Annotated in this window: 17 protein-coding genes, 4 pseudogenes and 1 other annotated feature; of the genes and pseudogenes, 8 read left to right on the top strand and 13 right to left on the bottom strand. The window is 63.0% G+C overall.

Translation table 11 applies throughout. The features are described from left to right. The first annotated feature begins 103 nt into the window (after window positions 1-103). From FZ025_RS18765 to FZ025_RS18735, 6 genes are all read left to right on the top strand, one after another. Window positions 104-1,144, top strand: coding sequence for an Atu2307/SP_0267 family LLM class monooxygenase (locus FZ025_RS18765; protein WP_046980619.1), 1,041 nt, complete (start codon window positions 104-106; stop codon window positions 1,142-1,144). 32 nt (window positions 1,145-1,176) lie between these two features. Beyond that, the gene (locus tag FZ025_RS18760) at window positions 1,177-2,043 is read left to right on the top strand and encodes an SDR family NAD(P)-dependent oxidoreductase (RefSeq protein WP_046980620.1); all 867 of its coding nucleotides are present in this window, start codon (window positions 1,177-1,179) and stop codon (window positions 2,041-2,043) included. Between the two features lie 31 nt (window positions 2,044-2,074). Then, complete coding sequence (locus tag FZ025_RS18755) at window positions 2,075-2,722, top strand: hydrolase (protein ID WP_046980621.1); 648 nt, start codon at window positions 2,075-2,077, stop codon at window positions 2,720-2,722. A gap of 95 nt (window positions 2,723-2,817) precedes the next feature. Beyond that, on the top strand, window positions 2,818-3,648 hold the full coding sequence (locus tag FZ025_RS18750; RefSeq protein WP_046980622.1) for an alpha/beta fold hydrolase: 831 nt from the start codon (window positions 2,818-2,820) through the stop codon (window positions 3,646-3,648). Between the two features lie 105 nt (window positions 3,649-3,753). Next, entirely contained in the window at window positions 3,754-3,951 is a 198-nt protein-coding gene (locus tag FZ025_RS18740; protein WP_046980623.1) for a hypothetical protein, read from the top strand. Window positions 3,952-3,980: 29 nt separating this feature from the next. Next, window positions 3,981-4,217 carry a hypothetical protein gene (locus FZ025_RS18735; protein ID WP_208803690.1) on the top strand — a complete coding sequence of 79 codons (237 nt, stop codon included), beginning with the start codon at window positions 3,981-3,983 and terminating at the stop codon, window positions 4,215-4,217. Here the strand turns inward: FZ025_RS18735 and FZ025_RS18730 are convergent. Both FZ025_RS18730 and FZ025_RS18725 read right to left on the bottom strand, forming a co-directional pair. Then, window positions 4,184-4,555, bottom strand: a complete 372-nt coding sequence (locus FZ025_RS18730) for a LysR substrate-binding domain-containing protein (protein ID WP_053057325.1) — start codon at window positions 4,553-4,555, stop codon at window positions 4,184-4,186. The genes FZ025_RS18735 and FZ025_RS18730 overlap by 34 nt on opposite strands. A 5-nt stretch (window positions 4,556-4,560) precedes the next feature. Beyond that, window positions 4,561-4,776 (bottom strand): annotated as a pseudogene (locus FZ025_RS18725) (transposase); the annotation flags it as partial. 220 nt (window positions 4,777-4,996) lie between these two features. Here FZ025_RS18725 and FZ025_RS22540 point away from each other — a divergent pair. Next, complete coding sequence (locus tag FZ025_RS22540) at window positions 4,997-5,650, top strand: transglutaminase family protein (RefSeq protein WP_146093653.1); 654 nt, start codon at window positions 4,997-4,999, stop codon at window positions 5,648-5,650. Here FZ025_RS22540 and FZ025_RS18715 read toward each other — a convergent pair. After that, a pseudogene (locus FZ025_RS18715) lies at window positions 5,619-6,620 on the bottom strand (tyrosine-type recombinase/integrase); the annotation flags it as partial. The gene FZ025_RS22540 and the pseudogene FZ025_RS18715 overlap by 32 nt on opposite strands. A 135-nt stretch (window positions 6,621-6,755) precedes the next feature. On the opposite strand from FZ025_RS18715, the gene FZ025_RS18710 reads away from it, so the two are divergent. Further along, a complete protein-coding gene (locus tag FZ025_RS18710) occupies window positions 6,756-7,040 on the top strand; it encodes a hypothetical protein (RefSeq protein WP_146093652.1) in 285 nt (94 codons plus the stop codon). Window positions 7,041-7,067: 27 nt separating this feature from the next. Here FZ025_RS18710 and FZ025_RS18705 read toward each other — a convergent pair whose 3' ends face one another. From FZ025_RS18705 to folD, 10 genes and pseudogenes are all read right to left on the bottom strand, one after another. Then, window positions 7,068-7,946: a HEPN domain-containing protein gene (locus FZ025_RS18705; protein WP_046981810.1), complete on the bottom strand. Its 879-nt coding sequence runs from the start codon at window positions 7,944-7,946 to the stop codon at window positions 7,068-7,070. After that, a complete protein-coding gene (locus FZ025_RS18700; protein WP_146093651.1) occupies window positions 7,927-12,369 on the bottom strand; it encodes an NACHT domain-containing protein in 4,443 nt (1,480 codons plus the stop codon). Before FZ025_RS18700 ends, FZ025_RS18705 begins: the two co-directional genes overlap by 20 nt. Next, window positions 12,366-12,533 carry a hypothetical protein gene (locus FZ025_RS18695; RefSeq protein WP_158185597.1) on the bottom strand — a complete coding sequence of 56 codons (168 nt, stop codon included), beginning with the start codon at window positions 12,531-12,533 and terminating at the stop codon, window positions 12,366-12,368. Before FZ025_RS18695 ends, FZ025_RS18700 begins: the two co-directional genes overlap by 4 nt. Window positions 12,534-12,559: 26 nt before the next feature. Further along, complete coding sequence (gene acpS / locus FZ025_RS18690; RefSeq protein ID WP_046981811.1) at window positions 12,560-12,973, bottom strand: holo-ACP synthase; 414 nt, start codon at window positions 12,971-12,973, stop codon at window positions 12,560-12,562. 65 nt (window positions 12,974-13,038) lie between these two features. After that, window positions 13,039-14,287, bottom strand: a pseudogene (locus FZ025_RS18685) (IS3 family transposase). After that, window positions 13,893-14,009, bottom strand: a sequence feature (AL1L pseudoknot). (Overlaps the previous pseudogene by 117 nt.) Window positions 14,288-14,399: 112 nt before the next feature. Continuing rightward, window positions 14,400-14,774 (bottom strand): annotated as a pseudogene (locus tag FZ025_RS22535) (ParB/RepB/Spo0J family partition protein); the annotation flags it as partial. 177 nt (window positions 14,775-14,951) lie between these two features. Beyond that, the gene (locus FZ025_RS18675; protein ID WP_208803689.1) at window positions 14,952-15,884 is read right to left on the bottom strand and encodes a tyrosine-type recombinase/integrase; all 933 of its coding nucleotides are present in this window, start codon (window positions 15,882-15,884) and stop codon (window positions 14,952-14,954) included. 235 nt (window positions 15,885-16,119) lie between these two features. Then, entirely contained in the window at window positions 16,120-17,685 is a 1,566-nt protein-coding gene (gene guaA, locus FZ025_RS18670) for a glutamine-hydrolyzing GMP synthase (protein WP_046980892.1), read from the bottom strand. Between the two features lie 101 nt (window positions 17,686-17,786). Further along, window positions 17,787-19,244: an IMP dehydrogenase gene (guaB, locus tag FZ025_RS18665; protein WP_046980893.1), complete on the bottom strand. Its 1,458-nt coding sequence runs from the start codon at window positions 19,242-19,244 to the stop codon at window positions 17,787-17,789. Window positions 19,245-19,348: 104 nt separating this feature from the next. Then, window positions 19,349-20,239, bottom strand: a complete 891-nt coding sequence (gene folD, locus FZ025_RS18660) for a bifunctional methylenetetrahydrofolate dehydrogenase/methenyltetrahydrofolate cyclohydrolase FolD (protein ID WP_046980894.1) — start codon at window positions 20,237-20,239, stop codon at window positions 19,349-19,351. Window positions 20,240-20,241 lie beyond the last annotated feature (2 nt).

Raw genomic sequence — 20,241 nt, 5'->3', positions numbered from 1 at the left:
CTTCCGGCATGGTGATGTTCGATCCCGATGAGCGTGCTCGTCAGATCCAGCCAAGCGCGGCCTGGTTCGAAACGCGACCCAACCGGAACGCCAAGGACCCATCATGGACATCGGCATCCACAGTTTCGCCGCCGTCTTCCCCGATCCGGCAACCGGTGCGCTTCCCTGCGCGGCTGGTCGGATGGCCGGCGTCCTCGAAGAGATTGAACTCGCGGAGCGTGTGGGACTCGATTTCTTCGGCATCGGCGAGCACCATCGGGCCGAATTCCTCGATTCCACACCTGTGGTCATTCTGGCCGCGGCAGCGGCGCGCACCAGTCGGATCCGACTGACAAGCGCAGTGACGGTCTTGAGCGCGGCCGACCCGGTGCGGGTCTTTCAGGCATTCGCGACCCTCGACCTCATCTCGCGCGGTCGCGCGGAAATCGTCGCCGGGAGAGGGTCTTCCGTGGAGGCCTTTCCGTTGTTCGGCCTTTCCATGCGCGACTATGACGACCTGTTCGCCGAGAAGCTGGAACTGCTGCTGACGCTGGGCGAGACCACCAACCCGACGTGGGAAGGCCGCTTCCGTCCGGCGCTGACCGGCCAGGGCGTTTTCCCGCGACCACATCAGGCGCGGATGCCACTTTGGTTGGGCGTCGGCGGCACACCCGAATCCTTCGAACGTGCCGGCAGGCTTGGCCTGCCACTGATGATCGCGATCATCGGTGGCACCTTCGAGCGGTTCCGTCCGCTGGTCGATCTCTACCGCGAGGCTGGAGCGCGCGCCGGCCATGATCCCGCAACGCTGAAGGTGGCCGTTCATGCGATGGGTTTCGTCGCGGACAGCGATGAAGACGCACGCGATATCTTTTTCCCCGGCTGGGCGCAAATGATCGGGAAATACGCGCGTGAACGCGGCTGGGCGCAGCCGGACCGCGCGCAGTTCGACGACATGGCCGGCCCGGACGGCGCATTCCTGATCGGCAGTCCCGCGACGGTCGCTGCCAGGATGCGGCACGCCAGCGAGGTGCTCGGCGGCGTTTCGCGCATCGCTTTTCAGATGACTTCCGCAGCGTTCAAAACGGCCGCGATGATCCGCTCGATCGAGCTTGTGGGGACGGAGGTCGCACCGATCATCCGGGCGGCTCGGGCAAAATCGTGAGTAGCGTTCCCACCGCTGGAAGGAGACGCGTGATGGTGTCAACCGCTCTCCGATCGGGCCGCTCCGTCGTGGTCACCCACGCCGGCGCCGGTTTGGGTCGCGACGTCGCGCTCGGGCTGGCCGCCAAGGGCTACATCATCTTTGGCACAGCGGTGTCCGCTGCGGAGGTGAGCGATCTCAGGGATGCTTCCGGCGGGCGTGTCAGCCTGACCGTCTGCGACATGACCAAGGCGATGTCCGTACAGGCCTGGGCCGGTGGAGTGACGGACGCACTTGGTAGCGCTGGGCTCCACCTTCTGATCAACAACGCTCGCATCCTTACTCAAGGTCCGGTCGAGCTCCTTCAGCTCGATGCCATCCGGCACGAGTTCGAGTGCAACGTGTTCGGCGCGATCTCGGCGACCAACGCCTTCCTGCCGGCCTTACGAATGGCGCGCGGGCGTATCGTGCAGATCGGTTCGTGGATGGCGAACTTGCCATTGCCCTTCAGCGGGCCATCGGAAGCGTCCCATGCGGCGATCGAGGTGTTCTCCGCGGTCTACCGCGCCGAACTGAAGCCCTTCGGCATCGAGATCGTGGTGGCGTGCATCGGCGATATGACGACGAGTGGTCCGGCCAAGGCGGCGGCGTTGGCCAGGATCGCAGACGCGATGACTTCGGGGCAACGCAAACTCTATGGCAAGACGTTCGGTACCGCCGCAGCCACGCTGAGCACGCTGACGCCGACCGATATCACGTCGGCCGCAGCCGCTGCGCGGGTGGTCGAGATCGCCGAGCAGCATCCCGCGCCAAGCCGCACGGCAGTCGGCCGCACCGCCGAGCGGATGCTACGCGCCGCGCGCGAGAAGCCCGACGCCGAGTTGGATGCACTCCGCCTGAGCCTTGTCGGCTTGAGCTAACTCTCATTTCAACCACGAAGAGGAACTACCCATGGCCAGTGAGACGATCCGGAATCCCCACACCGACCACCTCCTGTCGCCCGAGAATTCGGCGTTGATCATCATCGACTACCAGCCGATTCAGGTCTCCTCGATCCGCTCGATGCCGCGCGACGAACTCGTCTTCAACATCGCGAGCGTCGCCAAGGCCGCGATCAACTTCGGCGTTCCGATCATCCACTCGACAGTCAACGTCGAGACCGGTCGCAACAAGCCGCCGATCCAGGAACTGCGGGACGTGATCGGCCACCTGCCGACCTACGACCGCACCTCGATCAACAGTTGGGAAGACACCGAGTTCAAGGAAGCGGTCAAGGCGCTTGGCCGCCGCAAGCTCATCATGACGGCGCTCTGGACCGAAGCGTGCCTGACCTTCCCCGCGCTTGATGCGATCCAGCAAGGCTACGAAGTCTATGTGCCGGTCGATGCGGTTGGCGGCACCTCGCTCGCCGCGCACGAGGCAGCCCTGCGCCGGATCGAGCAGGCCGGCGCCAAGCTGATCAGCCGCGTCCAGATGTATTGCGAACTCCAGCGCGACTGGGCCCGCGCAGCCACCGTTCCCGGCTTCATGGACGTCTTCGAGAGCTTCGACGGCTTCAACCCCGAGAAAGCAGGCGAAGAAGCGGCAAGAGTTCTATGAACGGCTGACTCTTGGTGATGGCGACGGCTGGAATGAGGCCGTCGCCTAGTAGCGACTACCTCCAATCCAAAACATGCAAGGAACACGAGCAAACCATGGCGATACTGACGACGCAGGATGGCACCCGGATCTTCTACAAGGACTGGGGTCCGCGAGAGGCCCAGCCCATCATGTTCCATCACGGCTGGCCGCTGAGCGCGGACGACTGGGACAACCAGATGCTCTTCTTCCTCGACAAGGGCTACCGCGTCATCGCGCATGACCGACGCGGGCACGGTCGCTCCGATCAGACCGATACGGGGAATGAGATGGACACCTACGCGGCCGATGTCGCGGAGTTGGCCGGGGAACTCGATCTGAAGCGCGCGATCCATGTCGGGCACTCGACAGGCGGCGGCGAAGCGATCCGCTATGTCGCCCGCAGCGAACCCGGCCGCGTGTCCAAGGCCGTGCTGCTCGGCGCGGTGCCTCCGATCATGCTGGCGACCCGGCAATACCCCGGCGGCTTGCCGATGGAGGTGTTCGACGGATTTCGCCATGCGCTCCTCCGCAACCGTGCGCAGTTCTTCCTTGATGTCCCCACCGGCCCCTTCTACGGCTTCAACCGCGAGGGCGCCGACGTCAGCGACGGACTGATCCGTAACTGGTGGCGGCAGGGCATGATGGGCGGCGCGAAGGCCCACTACGACTGCATCACCGCCTTTTCAGAGACGGACTTCACCGAGGACCTGCAGGCCGTTTCCTTGCCGGTCCTCCTGATGCATGGCGAGGACGATCAGGTGGTACCCATCGACGCTTCGGCCCGCCAGGCGATCAAGCTGCTGCCGAATGGCACGCTGAAGACCTATCCAGGTCTGTCGCACGGCATGTTCGCGACACATCCCGACCTCATCAACGCCGATTTGCTGGCGTTCATCGAGGAATGAAGCGCGGCATGACGAAGCCGCTCTACGCACATCTCGACATGGCGGTCGGCGCGACCGCCGAGATGCCGAGCGGCCACAAGGAACGCGCGCTCTATATCGCAACGGGTGCGCGCCGAAATCATCGGAGGCCGCCTGGATTTACCGGTCGAGACGCGTGACCTCGAGCACTTCGGCTGGTTCGCTCACTTTGCCGGCGTCACCATGTCCGCTTCCAGTGCCCGGACGCGCGAGCTGCTCGCGTGGGAGCCTCAAGGTCCGGGCCTCCTCGTCGATCTGGACCAATCCGGTTACTACGCGGGCTGATCGGTCGTGCGCAATTCCGGCGCGTGCCCATGTCTCAAGAACAATCCCGATTCGCGCCGACCCCGATGATGGCGGTACCTACCGTTGCCAATATTCTCCTGATGCTGCTGCCCATCACGCTGGCGATCTTTATCGGATTCCTGACTATCGGGATCCAGATGCCGGTCGTGCCGCTGCATCTGCACGAAATCCTAGGCATGGGCACGCTGGTGATTGGCCAGGCGCAGGGCGCCTATTTCCACGTTCGCTGCAGTTCGGACAGGTGACAGGCAACGGCATCGATGAAGACCCGCGCCTTCGTCGAAAGCGTCTTCCGGTTCGTGTACACGGCGTGCAATTGGACGACATCCGATGCGTGGTGTGGCAGCAATCGCGTCAGTGAGCCGTCCCGGATGGCCGGCGCCGCGAGGAAGTCTGGCAGTCGGCCGATGCCACAGCCGCCGATGAGGATCGGCAACAACGCAGCGACATCAGGGATGACGGTGCGGGGCGGCACGCTTACGTCGAGGTGCTCGCCCTTTGCCGAGGTATAGCGCCAGCGCGCGGGCTGGTTGATGCGTGACAGCAGGCGATGGGCACTCAGCTGCGACGGTTCGTGCGGCATTCCGTGAGAAAATGGATCCGCAGCATCCGCTCCAGCCCCACCGGCGGACGGCCGCCGCTCGCTCGCACCTTCGGATAGAACGGCGCGATGCACGCGCACAGCGGCGCCCACGGCACCACCTGATCCATCTGCGACAGGAACACGTCGCGCCGCGTCGGCTTGCGGTGCACATCGAAGCTGGCATCGTGCTGCAGCGACAGGGTCATCTGGGTTCGAGACATGGCAATCACCGGGGGAGCTGATGACTTGGACCATCAGCAGAATCAGAGGTTCCTTAAGTCGCTGCTGCATAAGAACATTTCCATGTGATAGGTGCTTTGGGGACATTGTCTGCTGGACGAACACATCCGGATCTGGATTAGCGCCTTGGGCACATTGATAGACAGCACGGGGCTCACCGCCTACGATACTGCCGGGGTCTAGGAGCGTAAGGCGTAAGGAATGCGGCGGCTGTCAGCACTCTTGATCGGAACTTTTCTCGCACTCGGCCTGATGGGTGCGAGCTTGGCTGCGCCCGCGATACAGCCTGTTCTGGCGCAAGGCGCCAACCGCCGCTCCCAGCTCGATGCGCTACTCGTCACGCTCTACCAGTCCGGCCCTTGGAACGACAATCGGCCATTCCGCTACGACTTGGACGATCCGCTCGGCAAGAACCGGACGAATAAGCTGCTGGCTACTTACCTCGCCACGCGCAAGGGCAATTGCGTGTCGATGCCCATCTTGCTGACCATCCTCGGCCAGCGGCTGAGGCTGTTCATGACTTTGGCCACGGCGCCGGAACACGTGCTGGTCGAGTTCGTCGACGACGAGAGCCGATGGCTCAACATAGAGGCCACCGCCGGCGGCTTCAAATTTGACAGCAGCTACGAACGGGAAACGGGCATCACGCCCACCGCCATCCAAAACGAAATTTACCTGCGCCCGTTGTCGCCGCACGAAACCGTCGGCGTGATGGCCAGCACGTTGATGGAGCACTACACAGCGAAAAAACAGGGCGATGCGCTGCTTGCCGTGGCCGAGCTGGCGCTGACCGCCAATCCAAAGGACACGGTGGCGATGATCCAGAAAGCCACTTCTCGATCCAATCGCCGTTGAAGCCAACCTCGTTGAGAAGCGTCGAGCCCGTGCGGCGTAGGTCGTGCACCGTGAATGGTTCCAGCGGCAGGCCTGCAGCCTTGGTGCGTTCAGACACGATCTGGGTCACCCGGTTGAGCGTCGCCTTCGACATGCAACGGTCCGCGTCGTAGCGCGACGGCAGGACGAACTTCGATCCCGCCGTGCAGGTGTGGAGTGCGACGAAGATGTCCACGGCCTGGCGCGACAGATAGACGACGTGCGGGTTACGGCCCTTCATCCGCGACTTCGGGATCGTCCAGGTCGCGTTCTCGAAATCGACCTCCGCCCAGGTCGCTTCGATGAGTTCGCCCTTGCGAACCAGCGTCAGCAGAATCAGGCGCAGCGCCAAGCGGATGGTCGGGTACGTGGCCACCGACTCCATCTATCGGTACATCAGGCGGATCTCCAAAGGCGACAACGACCGATCCTTCGGCACGAAGGTCGCGATCGAGGCTGCCCCCACGCCATCGGCCGGGTTGTCCACCTTCTCTCCGTGCAGGATGGCGAAGGCATGGACCTGCTTCACGATGTCGCGGACGTGGACGGCCGTAGCCGGTGCTCCGCGGGCCTTCACCCTGTTGCACAAAGCTCGTAGATCGTCGGCGCTCACCTCGGTGGGCAATCGATTCTTGAACGCCGGCAGGATGTCACGGCGACGATGCTCTTGCGCATCGCACGGGTGCTCTCGGCCATCCTGGTATCGGCCAGCCAGGGGCCGGTCATGTCGCCGAAGGTCTTGGCGGCGGTAAGGCGCCGCTTCTCACGCTGTTTTTCGTGGGCGGGCGACTCGCCCCTGGCGACGGCCCAGGGTGAGCGTCTCCCGGCGGCCATTGAGACGGTAGTCGTAACGGAAAGCGATGCTGCCTGCCGTCGATACCGTCACGTACATGCCGTCACGGTCGGAAACCTTGTACGGCGCGGCCTTCGGCTTGAGGTTGCGTATAGCCACCGATAGTCATCGTGGCGCAAATCTTTTTTCAATGACTTACGAAGACATTTCGATTGCTGGCGATAGTCCCCGAAGGACCCGATTTCACTCCCACTCATCATCAACAGGCCGTCCAAACCCGCATGGTTAAAGGACTTGGCTGTGATCGACATGGGTCTTTACCGTCGCTTTTACCGTCAGAAGCGCAGAGCTTTTGCTGGCGCGGGAGATGGAGCGATTCGTGAGGGAGCGAGGTTTTCGACATCATCATCAACCAGCTACAAGGATACCAAAGTCAACGCATTCGGGCCCGCTCATCTCGAGGACGTGGGGACGATTGACCCTGGTCAACCCGATGTCCATAAGGCGGCGTTTCCTGGCATAGAGCCGGACACCGCGAATGGCGGCTTTTTATGTGCGGAAGCAGCTTCTAGCCAATGATTGCACGTTCTCGCAATGCTGCGATGATCAAGCGCCAAAGAGTGTCCGCTCCAAATGTTCTTTTGATGGCACGGCCCGATCATCGAGGATCTTCCTCAGGACTCGCGCCAGCAGGTTGAATGTCTCTAATAGGTCATCGGTTTCATGCCTGGGCTTGCCATGCGCTGCCGCTGAGCGCTTGTCGTAGAGCTTTGCGACGGCACGCTGCAGCGCATGTCGTGACAGACTCGGCGGTTCAAGGTAGGCGGCGATCAGGGCCGAGACTCGAAACTTCAGTTCGGATGTTGAGGGCGAGAAAAGCGCTTCTAATGCTGCCCAGAGAGAGACCAGGGCGAGTGCTGATTTCTGAACAAACTGGCCCCCGTCGATCGCCTCAACAGCGAGCGCAAATTCGGCGCTTTCCCTTGTAAGCCTCAACGCAACCGGCCAGCGTTCGGCCACCCAGGCGGCCTCGGCGAGCCCTATTTGCTCTGAACCACCATCGAGGGGGAAATAGCGCGGCTGGAACTCGTTCGGCCGGAGCCAGCTCTCGCGCTCTGGCCGATCGGCCATTGTTGAAAATGAGTGGTTTGCGAAGGCTGGCAGCCTCAGAGCCGGATGTACGCCAAGGCGCAACAGCACGCCGATCATGCGGACGACATCCGTCCGAGTGCCATGAGACGGGTCAAGGGTGGCCGGGATCTTGATCTCGGCGTCGATGTCGAACGCAAATCCCCCGCCCAACGACTTCCAAGGACCGGGATGAGGCTGGTCATACTCGGCTGGCTTTTTGAACGCCATGACGAATGGCGCCGTGAGATGCGCATAGGTTCGGCTCAGAACCACGCCATCGCCAAGATCGAAGGAGTCCTCCGCAAGCTCAAGCCCGGACAGGCCGGCGTAGAGGTCAAACGTCGGTTTCGCCACGCGGCCCTCCAAACGTCAGCAGTGGCCATGGTGCCCCGGAGTCAATATCGGGGTGACGCGGCTCGCCAGACGCAACACCATGCCGATCACGTAATTCGTCGATGTGAGCAAGGCACGCCGACGCAAGCCGCGCCTGGTTGCTGGCGGAGGCGCGTGCTATTGCGAATAGGCGCTTTCTAAGCGACGGCGCGGGTGTACTGATCTGTTCGTAGGCACCGACCCAATCTGATGAAGGTCGTTGCTCAACGACGAGGTGCTCAATTGCAGACCTGAGCACTCCATTAAATGCTCTTCCATCAGAGGCATGGCTACTGACGAGAAGCATGATCCCTGCTTCATCGGGCACCTCGGCCACGGCATATTCCAAGATCGCCCTTGTATGCGGCGAGAGGTCCGACACCAACTTCGCGTAGACATCCCCACGAAAATCTGGGTGCGACTGAATGCCGGCGGCGAGCCTGCGGCCGAACGTCCATATATCCGGCGCGCCATGCCTGCCCTTCGCAGCGTCCTGACAAACCAGATTGAGCAGGATTTGCAGTGACGACAACGTGCCGCGCTTCTCCAGCGCGGCAAACCAATCATGGCCCTCTAGGAAGCGTCCATCCTCCTGCGCAAGTCCCAGAAGGATCTGTTCGGCCGTTTCGGACGGCGCAAAGCCAAGCGCTGACAATACCGGCCTGAGGCGCCAAGGCAGGCGTGTCTGTGGGTCCAGACGTGCCAGAACTTCAAGCGTTGCTTCCGGTCGATTCGTGAACGGCAGCAACAAGAGCCAACGATCAATCGCGCCTTGATTCTCCTGCAGCAGCCAAGGTTTTGCCTTTGCGTCTTCGAGCAGAGCGTTGACGCCATCGATGACCAGCGTGGCCTCGATCAGCTCTCCGGCGCTTACAAGAGCCGTGAACAGTCCAAGCTTCGCGCTGTATGGCTGAGCGAGTTTCAGCAGTCGGTCAATGGCGGTCTGCTTATCGCCGTAAGGCATCCGTAAACCGATGGCTGCGAGCTGCAGAGCGTGGGTCTGTACTTCATTGTCCTGTTCCCTCTGAAGGAGTTGATCTACAGCGTCGAAGATCGCCTCCGCGAGCGGGGAGGTTGCCGGATTCACGGAGGCCTCCCGCTCTGTTCGGCGCGCTCGCACGTCCGAAAACTCGGGTGGGCCTCTGAATGGGCCGTCGTTTGTGATTCCTTGCTGCCGTTGCCAGATCGCGCGTAGGGCTTGCGCAGCATCTATGCCGAAGCCACAGTCCAGAAGATAGGACTGTAGTGTTGCAATGGCTTGATCGCTGCCGATAGCGGCAAAGGCCCGCCCATACTGCAGCGTCCATGAATGATGGGCTTCCGATGCACCGTCATGTCTGCCGCGTGCTCTGGCTTCCGCCTGCTCCTGCCGCTGCTGGCGCCATTGCGTCAAGTCACGGGACAGCATGCGCGTGAGCGGCTCCGCCAATTCCGGCGCAGCCAGCCGTTCTATGACCCGGGCAACTTCACCCAAGGCGCGCCGGGCCGTTTTTTCGTCGCCCAGCAGCGTGTCGACCCACTTTCCGACGACAGCGATCACCGCCTTCCGGGAAGCTTCGCCAAGGCCTAACTGCCCTCGATCACCGCTTTCGCCATGTCGCGCGAGTAAGTCCGCGAGATCTTCGATCGACTTCGGATTTGAAGTCGATGCACGACTAAGCACGGCTGTCGCAAACGATTCGACAGGCGTCAATGAGACCAAACCGCGGACGCGATGATATTCGTCGTTTGTTATCGGCGGCGGCGACAAATTGAGTCGCTCGCGCATGACGGGAAGCGCGTCGATCAACTTTCCGGTCGTGTTGGGCCCGAGCAAGCCAGCTGCGCCGTTGGCGAGTTGCCGGTCGATGTCCGGTGCAAGAGCGAGTTCGGCGATGGGGCCGTCATCAATTACGACGCTGGTGTCTTTGAGCAGATTTTCGGCATGGAAGGGAAAAGGCAGTCGACGCTGAAGCCGTCCTATGAGCGCGTTTCTGACTTCGTCCGGGTAGAGCCGGCTTGCTTCCTGGATCGCGTCACCGCCACGACTCTCCTTATCACTAAAGTCGGCCGTCTCGATCAGAGACCAAACCTCTGCTGCTGTGTCCTGGCAGCTGCCTGCACTACGCAAAAGCGCATGCAGCTTTCGTGCAGGGTTTTGCTCCTCTTCGATCAGTTGGCCGAATTCCTGGCGCAAGCGCTCAGCTATCTCCGGCTCAAGAGACTCCTCGCCATACCCTTTGCGTGCCAACGCTTGCCAGACTTCACTGGGGACGTTAGTGAGCAGACGTCGCATCTGGCGGTTTGCTTGGCGGAAATGCAGCGCCTCTGCGACCGCGACCTTTACGTCCGTGTCGCCGTCCGAAAGAGCAATGTTTGTGGCAGTTTCAATCCCCTCAATGCCGCCGTACATCACCAGCTCAGAGAGCACATGCGAACGGTGTATCGGTGCCAGCCGTGCAATGCGTTCCGCCGCGTCGCCGCCCAAGACTGGCGGTCGGAATCGGCCCCCGGCACGCAGGGCCTCAAAATGCACCTGATCGTTGGGGTCCGCGATGAACGACCAGATGGTCTCTGCGAACTCAGAACGACCGGTCTTAATCATGAAGCGCACCGCGCGGTCAATCTCGGTTGGCGTATGCCACTGGGTAGCAAATGCGACGACCCGATCTTTGACGATACTCCACAGCGCTTCCGAGCTGCGGTAGATTGCCTCTGCGGCAAGCATCGGATCGATCGCCAACGCATCGAGAACCAGGTCCGCGGCGCCCGACATGGTGTCTGCACCGCGGCGCGATGCTCTCTCGCACGCGAACAGTACGGCTTCTTCCCAGGCGTATGCGTTGATGATTGCGGTGCGCAGCCGTTGCCGTGCGGGCCCATCGCCGGCGGCAGCGGCCAACATAAGTGTCTCTACCTCGTGCGAAGCGAACCACTCTTGGAACTGCTGATGCTGAAACTCCACGCCGGTCGTGGTGCGCACCAACAGGTGATAGCTCACGAGAGCCGTCAAAACGGCGTCGGGTTGTGGCGCCGAACTGATCTGCCCTTCCGATACGAGTCGACCTGTCACCTTGCTTATCAGGCTCCTGGCCCGGTGGTTTGAGACGCTGACACTGTCCGCCAGCGTCGCGTCTGTGGCAATTGCCGATAGCATCTCGGCGTGGAAGCCAAAGGCAATAGCCTCCAGAGCCTCGCGCTTGTCGGCATTCCGATCGATCTCAGCAACGAAGAGGCGAAGCACTTCCTCCTTGGTGGTTGGAAGACTCGCACCCGGCGTATCGGAAAGCAGCTTTGTTAGATACAGCGGAATTGCCACAAGGTCGCGCAGGCCGCGCGTCCGCCAAGCTTGGTCGAGGATTCCTTCCCCGGCTTCGCCGCGGTACGTGCGGGCGATCAGCAGCTGCTGCGTCTCCGACAGCGGTTCAATCTCAACAACCGGCCCCCAGATTGGAACGTCCAGCGCCTGAACGCGCGTGCTCATGACAATGCCGAGGCTAGGATAGTCACGCTGCATACCTTGAATTTCGGCACGCAGCCGCTTGCGCGAGCCTGAATTCAGCTCGTTCCAACCGTCCATGACGAGGACCAATCGGCCTGCGTCAGCAAGCATTCTCAGATGCTCTTCGCGCTCGCCAACGAACGCTGCTCTTTGGACGACAGACTGCAGGAGCGTATGTGTTTGCGCAGACCATTCACTGAGCGGAATAAACGTGGCGACAAAATGCTCGTTGGAAACGATGCTGTGTGCGACCTGCAGCAGAGTCGTCGTCTTACCTGTCCCCGGCGCGGCGACGACGACGATCTCGTTGAAGGTGCCGATGGCGGTCGCAAGTCCTGTCGCCTGAAATGACGTGACCTGCTGACCTTCGATCAGCCGTAAACCGAGAGGAATTGCGTTGACCGGGGACTTCAATGCCTCGACAAATGCGGCGAGGTCGCGGGTTGCGGCTTGGCGCAGCCGCGCCGTCACGGCAGGAAGGCTCTCCTGCGGTGAAAGGCCTAGTCGCAGTCCCAAGCCGTCCGCGATCTGGTCGGCCGCCTGTTGCGCCGCATTTGCATCGGGTACCTGGAGGGTCAGGATCGCGAGAGCTGACCGCTGTTCGGCCGCTTGTTTCCAACCTTTGAGTTTGTCTACTGTGAAGTGTGCAGGGTCGTCGTCGATTTGCTTTGCGTGCGCCGTGCAGAGCCAGATGCCATTCGACGCGTGGCGCCGGTCTTCGGCTGGTTGCAACGGGTCATAGCGTGGGCCGCCTGGCGCCGCTGCTTTGATATGCGCAGCAACGCCGACGACAACAACCTTGCCATCATCACCAAGTGCCGCCCCAGAGGTCGCGAGCTGACAGTCGGGATTCGAGCAGGCGTGGCCGGCACGGCCAGCGAGCGTGGTCTTCGTTCTTGTCGAAAACTCGTCCCGCGTTGTCACAGTTGAACCATTGCCTGTATTCCCACGCCGCGCGTGGAATTGAGATCGACAGCCGGCTTATCGCTGTTGCTGCGGCCGACGATCAGCGTCGTCCGCTCTTCCAACCCGTTCGCAACCTGCCGTAGAAGCCGGAAATTTCTAATTTCTACATGCTTGATACGCATATGGCTTTGTTCCCCCCATTCCCTGTTTACGAAGCCAGCGCAATAACGCTCGCCATGGCAACCGCGGACGTGTGGCTCGCACTCACCAACCAACGGACGACCCCCTGTTCGTTCGCGATCGCCACCAACCGGCGGTGCAACACGACAGTTGGTGCCCCTGTCCGCTGAGACACCACCTCGACATCCGTAAACGCAATGCCGTCACCCCAGCCTGTACCAAGCGCTTTCAACACAGCCTCCTTGATGGCGAATCGCGAGGCAAGCCTCTCGATCCTGTTGCCTCCTTCATCCGCGGTGGCCAGTTCCCCACATGTGAAGTACCGATCCAAGAAGTCGCCTGCCTGTTTGTTCATCAGGTGGGTGAAATCCGCCATGTCGACGACATCCAAGCCATGGGCCACAACGTTCCCAAGCTTCAAGGGCTGATGTTTGTCAGTCATGCCACGGCCTCCTGTTGTTGTCAGATTGAACCGCCCCGGGTTTCCCGGAGGCCCCTTGGTTTGAGTCACGCCGACATGACGGACTCAGGGGAGTGCGAATAGTAGTTGGCCTCCGCCTCGGTCGGCGGGATATTCCCAATCGGCTCCAGCAATCGGCGGTTGTTGAACCAGTCGACCCAGGTGAGCGTGGCCCACTCGACCTCCTCGCGCGTTCGCCAGGACGACCTGCGATGGATGACCTCGGCCTTGTAGAGGCCGTTGATGGTCTCGGCCAGCGCGTTGTGCCCCGAGGGCAGGCTTCGCGCTCATAGGAGTCCCCCACGCTGCCTACCGAGGGCTCCAGGCCGGCCTCAGCGAGCCGCTCCGTGTAGCGGATCGACACGTACTGAACGCCTCGGTCGCTGTGGTGAATCAGGCGATCCGGGCCGACCGGCTTCCTCGCGTAGAGCGCCTGTTCGAGCGCGTCGAGCACGAAGTCCGTCTGCATCGAGGACGACGCCTTCCAGCCCACGATGCGACGGGCGAAGACGTCGATGACGAAGGCGACGTAAACCCATCCTTGCCACGTCGAGACGTAGGTGAAGTCGCTGACCCACAGCGCGTTCGGCCGATCGGCCTTGAATTGCCGATTCACATGATCGAGCGGACACGGCGCTTTCGGGTCGCTCACCGTCGTTCGCACGGTCTTGCCTCGAATGACGCCCCGCAAACCCTGCCGCTTCATCAGCCGCTGTACGGTGCATCGCGCCACGTCGAACTGCTCGCGTCGCATCTGCCGCCAGACCTTGCGCACACCGTAGACCTTGAAGTTGTCGTCCCACACGCGCTGGACTTCCGGCATCAACGCCTCATCGGTCTTCGCGCGCGCGCAGCGCAACGCGGGATCGGCCAGCCTGGCCGCGTGCGCGTGGTAGGTCGACGGGGAGATCGGCAGCACCCTGCAGATCGGCTCGACCCCGTGGACGACTCGATGCTCATCGATGAACTGCTTCATCGCTTGAAGGGGCGGTCGAGCTCCGCCTGCGCAAAATACGCCGACGCCTTGCGCAGGATCTCGTTGACCTGGCGCAGCTCGCGAACCTCGCGCTCAAGTGCCTTGATGCGCTCCTTCTCGGACGTCGTCATCCCCTCGCGCTTGCCAACGTCGCGCTCGTGCTGCCTCACCCAACCCCGTAGCGTCTCGGCCGTGCAGCCCACCTTGGCCGACACCGACACCATCGCCGCCCATTGCGATTCGTACTCGCATTGGTGCTCCAGGACCATCTTCACCGAACGTTCCCGGATTTCCGGGGAGAACTTGCTTGCTCTGCTCATGGCTCCATCTTCTCAAGAAATGGAGCCTCCGGAATTCCCGGGGCGGTTCAGCTGGCGTGCAGGCGTTCAGCGCAAGCCGCCGTTCCAGCGTCTCCGGCGACCAGCCCAGGACACGGGCGGTCTCGGCCTTGTCGCCGCGGTAGCGCAGCAGCTGCCGTTGTGCAGCCTTGGCTTCCTCACCTGCCGACACGTCGTCGCGGTGGTGGTTCTCAACCAGGGCGATGGCCTCGGCCTCGGCATCGCTGACCTCGCGCACCACGACCGGGATTTCATAGCCGTCGCCGAACACGGTGCCCGCTGCGCGCCAGCGGCGCTCACCGGCGATGATCTCGTAGCGCTCGTCCACACGCGGACGCACGATGATCGGCACGATCACGCCATGCTCCCGGATGCCTTCCTCCAGCTCTGCCATCTTCGCTGGGTCGAAGTAGGTGCGCGGGTTCTTGCCTGGGACGATCTTGCACAGTGGCAAGGCGGTCTGGCTCATGGCGGCCTCCGGCATGTTGGCGATACTTCATGCTCTGGCCGTCGCTCTCGCCATCAAGGGCGCCTAACTGTCCTCTCACGCATGCCTGCAGATAGCCGCCATGAAACTGACTGAGCTCAGCCCAGCACGGTCACTAGGACGTGCCTGCCATTTGAGAGCCATCGGCCGGCCCGATTGTCAGCTTCCGCCCCAATGCGGACTTTGAGGGTCCGGGACAGCTGATTGGGATTGCTGCTGGCTAAGGTACACATTGTGAGGGCGACCGGCCTTCATGCGTTCCTTTGGGATCGTCCACACAGCCTCTTCGAAATTCACCTCATCCCACGTCGCCCTGATGAATTCAGACTTTCGAACAAGAGTCAGAAGCACGAATTTCACTGCCAAACGCAGCGTGGGCATCGTGGCGGTTTGCTCCAGGGCGTTGAAGAATGTGTGCAATTCGGCCGGAGACAGGGCTCTATCCCTTGGCTTGAAAGTGGCAATTGCGCTAGGCCGAATCGCGTCCGCAGGATTGTCGATCTTCAAGCCTCGCGCTTGAACAAATCGGTACACCTGCCCTACGATCTCGCGCGCTTGAACAGCGGGGGCTGCTGCACCTCGTTCCTTGATCTTCTCGCACCTGGCCAACAAGCGGGCGGGCGTGATCTCCTCTAGCTTCAGCCGCCCAAATTCATCCGCTAGATTGCGGGCGTAAACGGACTTTCTCATCGCCCGCGTCGAGTCGGCCAAGTTTACTTCTTCGAAGTACTTCTCAGCCCATTTGCCAAAGGTGAGAGCCTCGGCCGCTTCCACACGCTTGTAGACCTTAGAGCGCGACGGGCTCTCGCCTCGTTCGATAGCCCTACGCGCACGAGCCAGCAGAAGCCTCGCCTCTGCCAGCGACAGGGACAGACCGTAGTCCAAGTCGCTCAGGTCACGAGTACTCCTTGCGCCGATGCTCGGATCGTACCGCCCAATCACCAGGGTCTCACGCCGACCGTTAACCTTGTAGTCGAAGCGAAAGCTGATCAACCCAGTTCGCGTGACAGCAGCGTAGAGGCCCTGTTGGTCCGAGACCTTGTACATCTTGCCCTTGGGCTTGAGGGCCCGCAGTGCCATGTCGGTGAGCATGCGCGATCTCCCGGTACGCGACTACCACCATGATACCGCTCGCGATACCGCAGACAAGGCTTGCGGTATCAACGCCACCCAAAAACTGGCCCAATCCTGGTGCCGTTCGGGATACCGATAAATCGATTGCGCTTCAGTGAGATCAAAAGAGACGGAATGAAACAATAAAACCTTAAAATACAATGTTTTACATCGAACCCTGGGACGAAGCGAGACCGGATGAAATCAACCCGATTCACTCCCACTCGATCGTCGCCGGCGGCTTGCCGGAAATGTCGTAGACCACGCGCGAGACGCCGCGCAGTTCGTTGATGATGCGGTTGGACACGGTGCCGAGGAAGTCGTACGGCAGGTGCGCCCAGTGCGCGGTCATGAAGTCGATGGTCTCCACCGCGCGCAGCGCGATCACCCACTCGTAGGCGCGCGCGTCGCCGACCACGCCCACCGACTTGACCGGCAGGAACACCGCGAACGCCTGGCTGGTCTTGTCGTACAGATCCGCCTTGCGCAGCTCTTCGATGAAGATGGCATCGGCCTTGGCCAGCAGCTCGGCATAGTCGCGCTTCACTTCGCCGAGGATGCGCACGCCCAGGCCGGGACCCGGGAACGGATGGCGGTAGACCATGCTGCGCGGCAGGCCGAGTTCCACGCCCAGGCGCCGCACCTCGTCCTTGAACAGCTCGCGCAGCGGCTCGACCAGGCCCAGCTTCATGTGCTCGGGCAAACCGCCGACGTTGTGGTGGCTCTTGATGACGTGCGCCTTGCCGGTCTTGCTGCCGGCCGACTCGATCACGTCCGGATAGATCGTGCCCTGCGCCAGCCACTTGGCGTTGGCCAGCCTGTTCGACTCTTCGTCGAAGATCTCCACGAACAGGTTGCCGATGATCTTGCGCTTGGCTTCCGGATCGCTGACCCCGGCCAATGCGTCGAAATAGCGGTCGGCGGCGTTGACCCGGATCACCTTGACGCCCATGTGCTCGGCGAACATCGCCATCACCTGGTCGCCTTCCTGCCAGCGCAGCAGGCCGGTATCGACGAACACGCAGGTCAGCTTGGCGCCGATCGCCTTGTGCAGCAGCGCGGCGACCACCGACGAATCCACGCCGCCGGACAGGCCCAGGATCACTTCATCCTCGCCGACCTGGGCGCGCACGCGCGCGATCTGGTCGTCGATGATGTTGGCTGCGGTCCACAAGGCCTCGCAGCCGCAGACGTCGACCACGAAGCGGCGCAGCAGGGTCTGGCCCTGCAGCGTGTGGGTGACTTCCGGATGGAACTGCACGCCGTACCAGCGCTTGGCCTCGTTGGCCATCGCCGCGACCGGGATGCGCTCGGTGACGGCGGTGATGGTGAAGCCCGGCGGCACCTTGGAGACGTGGTCGCCGTGGCTCATCCACACGTTCAGGCGCGCGGCGCCGGGGTGGTCGCTGAGGCCAGAGAACAGCGCGTCGGGCGCGACCACGTCCACTTCGGCATGGCCGAACTCGCGCTGGTCGGCCGCCTCGGTGGCGCCGCCCAGCTGCGTGGCCAGAGTCTGCATGCCGTAGCAGATGCCGAACACCGGCAGGCCGCTGTCGAACACCTCCTGCGGCGCCACCGGCGCACCCGGCAGCGTGGTCGATTCGGGGCCGCCGGACAGGATGATGCCCTTGGCGCCGAAGCCGGCGATGTCGGCCGGATCGTGGTCCCAGGCCCAGATCTCGCAGTAGACCCCCAGCTCGCGGATACGCCGCGCGATCAGCTGCGTGTACTGCGCGCCGAAATCGAGGATCAGGATCTTGTCGCTGTGGATGTTGGTCATGAGCGCCGGGAATCGGGAACGGGGAATCGGGAATGGGCAAAACAGTGCCGGCGCTGGTTCATCGATTCCCGACTCCCGATTCCCCACTCCCCGGATGGGCGTCAGCCCATCCTGTAGTTCGGCGGTTCCTTGGTGATCTGCACGTCGTGCACGTGGCTCTCGCGCTGGCCGGCACCGGTGATGGTGACGAACTGGGGCTTGGTGCGCATTTCCTCGATGGTCGCGCAGCCCACGTAACCCATCGTGGCGCGCAGGCCGCCGATCAGCTGGTGGATGATGCCGCTGAGCGGGCCGCGGTACGGCACGCGGCCTTCGATGCCTTCCGGCACCAGCTTGTCGGCGTCGCTCGCGTCCTGGAAATAGCGGTCCTTGCTGCCCTTCTCCATCGCGCCCAGGCTGCCCATGCCGCGGTAGCTCTTGTAGCTGCGGCCCTGGAACAGTTCGACCTCGCCCGGGGCTTCCTCGGTGCCGGCGAACAGGCCGCCGACCATCACCGTGGAGGCACCGGCGACCAGCGCCTTGCCGATGTCGCCCGAGTAGCGGATGCCGCCGTCGGCGATCAGCGGGATGCGGTCCTGCAGCGCCTCGGCGACCATGTCCACCGCGGTGATCTGCGGCACGCCGACGCCGGCGACCACGCGCGTGGTGCAGATAGAGCCCGGACCCACGCCGACCTTGACCGCGTCGGCGCCGGCGTCCATCAGCGCCAGCGCGGCATCGCCGGTGACGATGTTGCCGCCGATCACCTGCAGCTGCGGGTAGGTCTTCTTGACCCAGGCCACGCGGTCGATCACGCCCTGCGAGTGGCCGTGCGCGGTATCGACGATGACCACGTCCACGCCCGCCGCGGCGAGCAACTCGATGCGCTGCTCGGTGTCGCCGCCAACGCCGACCGCCGCGCCGACCAGCAGGCGCGTGGACGCGTCCTTGGCCGCGTTCGGGTTGTCGGTCTTCTTCTGGATGTCCTTGACCGTGATCAGGCCGCGCAGCTCGAAGCTGTCGTTGACCACCAGGATCTTCTCGATGCGGTTGCGATGCAGCAGCTGCAGCACTTCCTCGTCGCCGGCGCCTTCGCGCACGGTGATCAGGCGCTCCTTCTTGGTCATGATGTGGCGGACCGGATCGTCGAGCTTCTTCTCGAAGCGCATGTCGCGGCTGGTGACGATGCCGACCAGCTCGCTGCCGTCGACCACCGGCACGCCGGAGATATTGCGCGCGCGGGTCAGTTTCAGCACTTCGCCGATGGTCGTGTCCGGGCCGACGGTGAACGGCTCGGTGATCACGCCGGCTTCGAACTTCTTGACCTTGGCCACTTCGGCGGCCTGCTGCGCCGGGGTCAGGTTCTTGTGGATGATGCCGATGCCGCCGAGCTGGGCCATGGCCACCGCGAGGCGGTGCTCGGTCACCGTGTCCATCGCCGCCGACAGGATCGGCAATTTCAGGCGCAGGTCGCGGGTCAGCCGGGTTTCCAGGCTGACGTCCTTCGGCAGGACGATCGAATGGGCGGGGACGAGCGAAACGTCGTCGTAGGTAAGAGCTTCAGCCTGGATGCGCAGCATCGGCGGACCCGAATGTGGGGAAGCGCGGCATTTTAACCCGAAACACGGCGTGAAGCTATTGGAAGCCGGGATTGGGGATTGGGGATTCGCTAAGGCGGAGCGGCTCAGCGGCCCAGGGCCGCGTCCGCCGCTTCGATGGTGTTCTGCATCAGCGTGGCCACGGTCATCGGCCCCACCCCGCCCGGCACCGGGGTGATCCAGCTGGCGCGCTGCGCGGCCGCGTCGAAGCCGACGTCGCCGACCAGGCGGCCGTCGTCGAGGCGGTTGATGCCGACGTCGATCACCACCGCACCGGGCTTGACCCATTCGCCCGGGATCAGGCCGGGACGGCCCACCGCCACCACCAGGATGTCGGCATCGCGCACCCGCGCCTGCAGCACCTCCGGCGGGGTGAACTTGTGGCAGCAAGTCACCGTGCAGCCGGCGATCAGCAATTCCAGCGCCATCGGCCGGCCGACGTGGTTGCTGACCCCGACGATGGTGGCGTTGCGGCCGCGCACCGGCTGGTCGGTATGCCCGAGCAGGGTGACGATGCCACGCGGGGTGCACGGGCGCAGGCCGAATTCGCGCAGCGCCAGGTGGCCGACGTTCTCCGGATGGAAGCCGTCCACGTCCTTGCCCGGGTCGATGCGGTGGATCAGCCGGCTGGCGTCGGGAATGCCCGGCAGCGGCAGCTGCACCAGGATGCCGTGGACCTTGGGATCGGCATTGAGACGGTCGATCAGCGCCAGCAGTTCGGCTTCGCCGGTGCCGGCTGGCAGATCGTAGTCGAACGCCTCGATGCCGACCTTTTCCGCCGCGCGGCGCTTGTTGCGCACGTATACCGTGGACGCCGGATCGGCGCCGACCAGCACCACCGCCAGGCCCGGCCGCGGCTGCCCGGCCGCCAGCCGCGCATCGACCCGCAGCTTGAGCTGGTCGAGCAGTGCGTCGGCGATGCGCCGCCCGTCGAGGATGCGGGCCGGAACGGAGGAGACGGGCGCGGAATCGGTCATCA

This window comes from Xanthomonas hyacinthi (genome assembly GCF_009769165.1).
Lineage (GTDB): Bacteria > Pseudomonadota > Gammaproteobacteria > Xanthomonadales > Xanthomonadaceae > Xanthomonas_A > Xanthomonas_A hyacinthi.
This window is presented reverse-complemented; position numbering and strand designations above follow the sequence as displayed.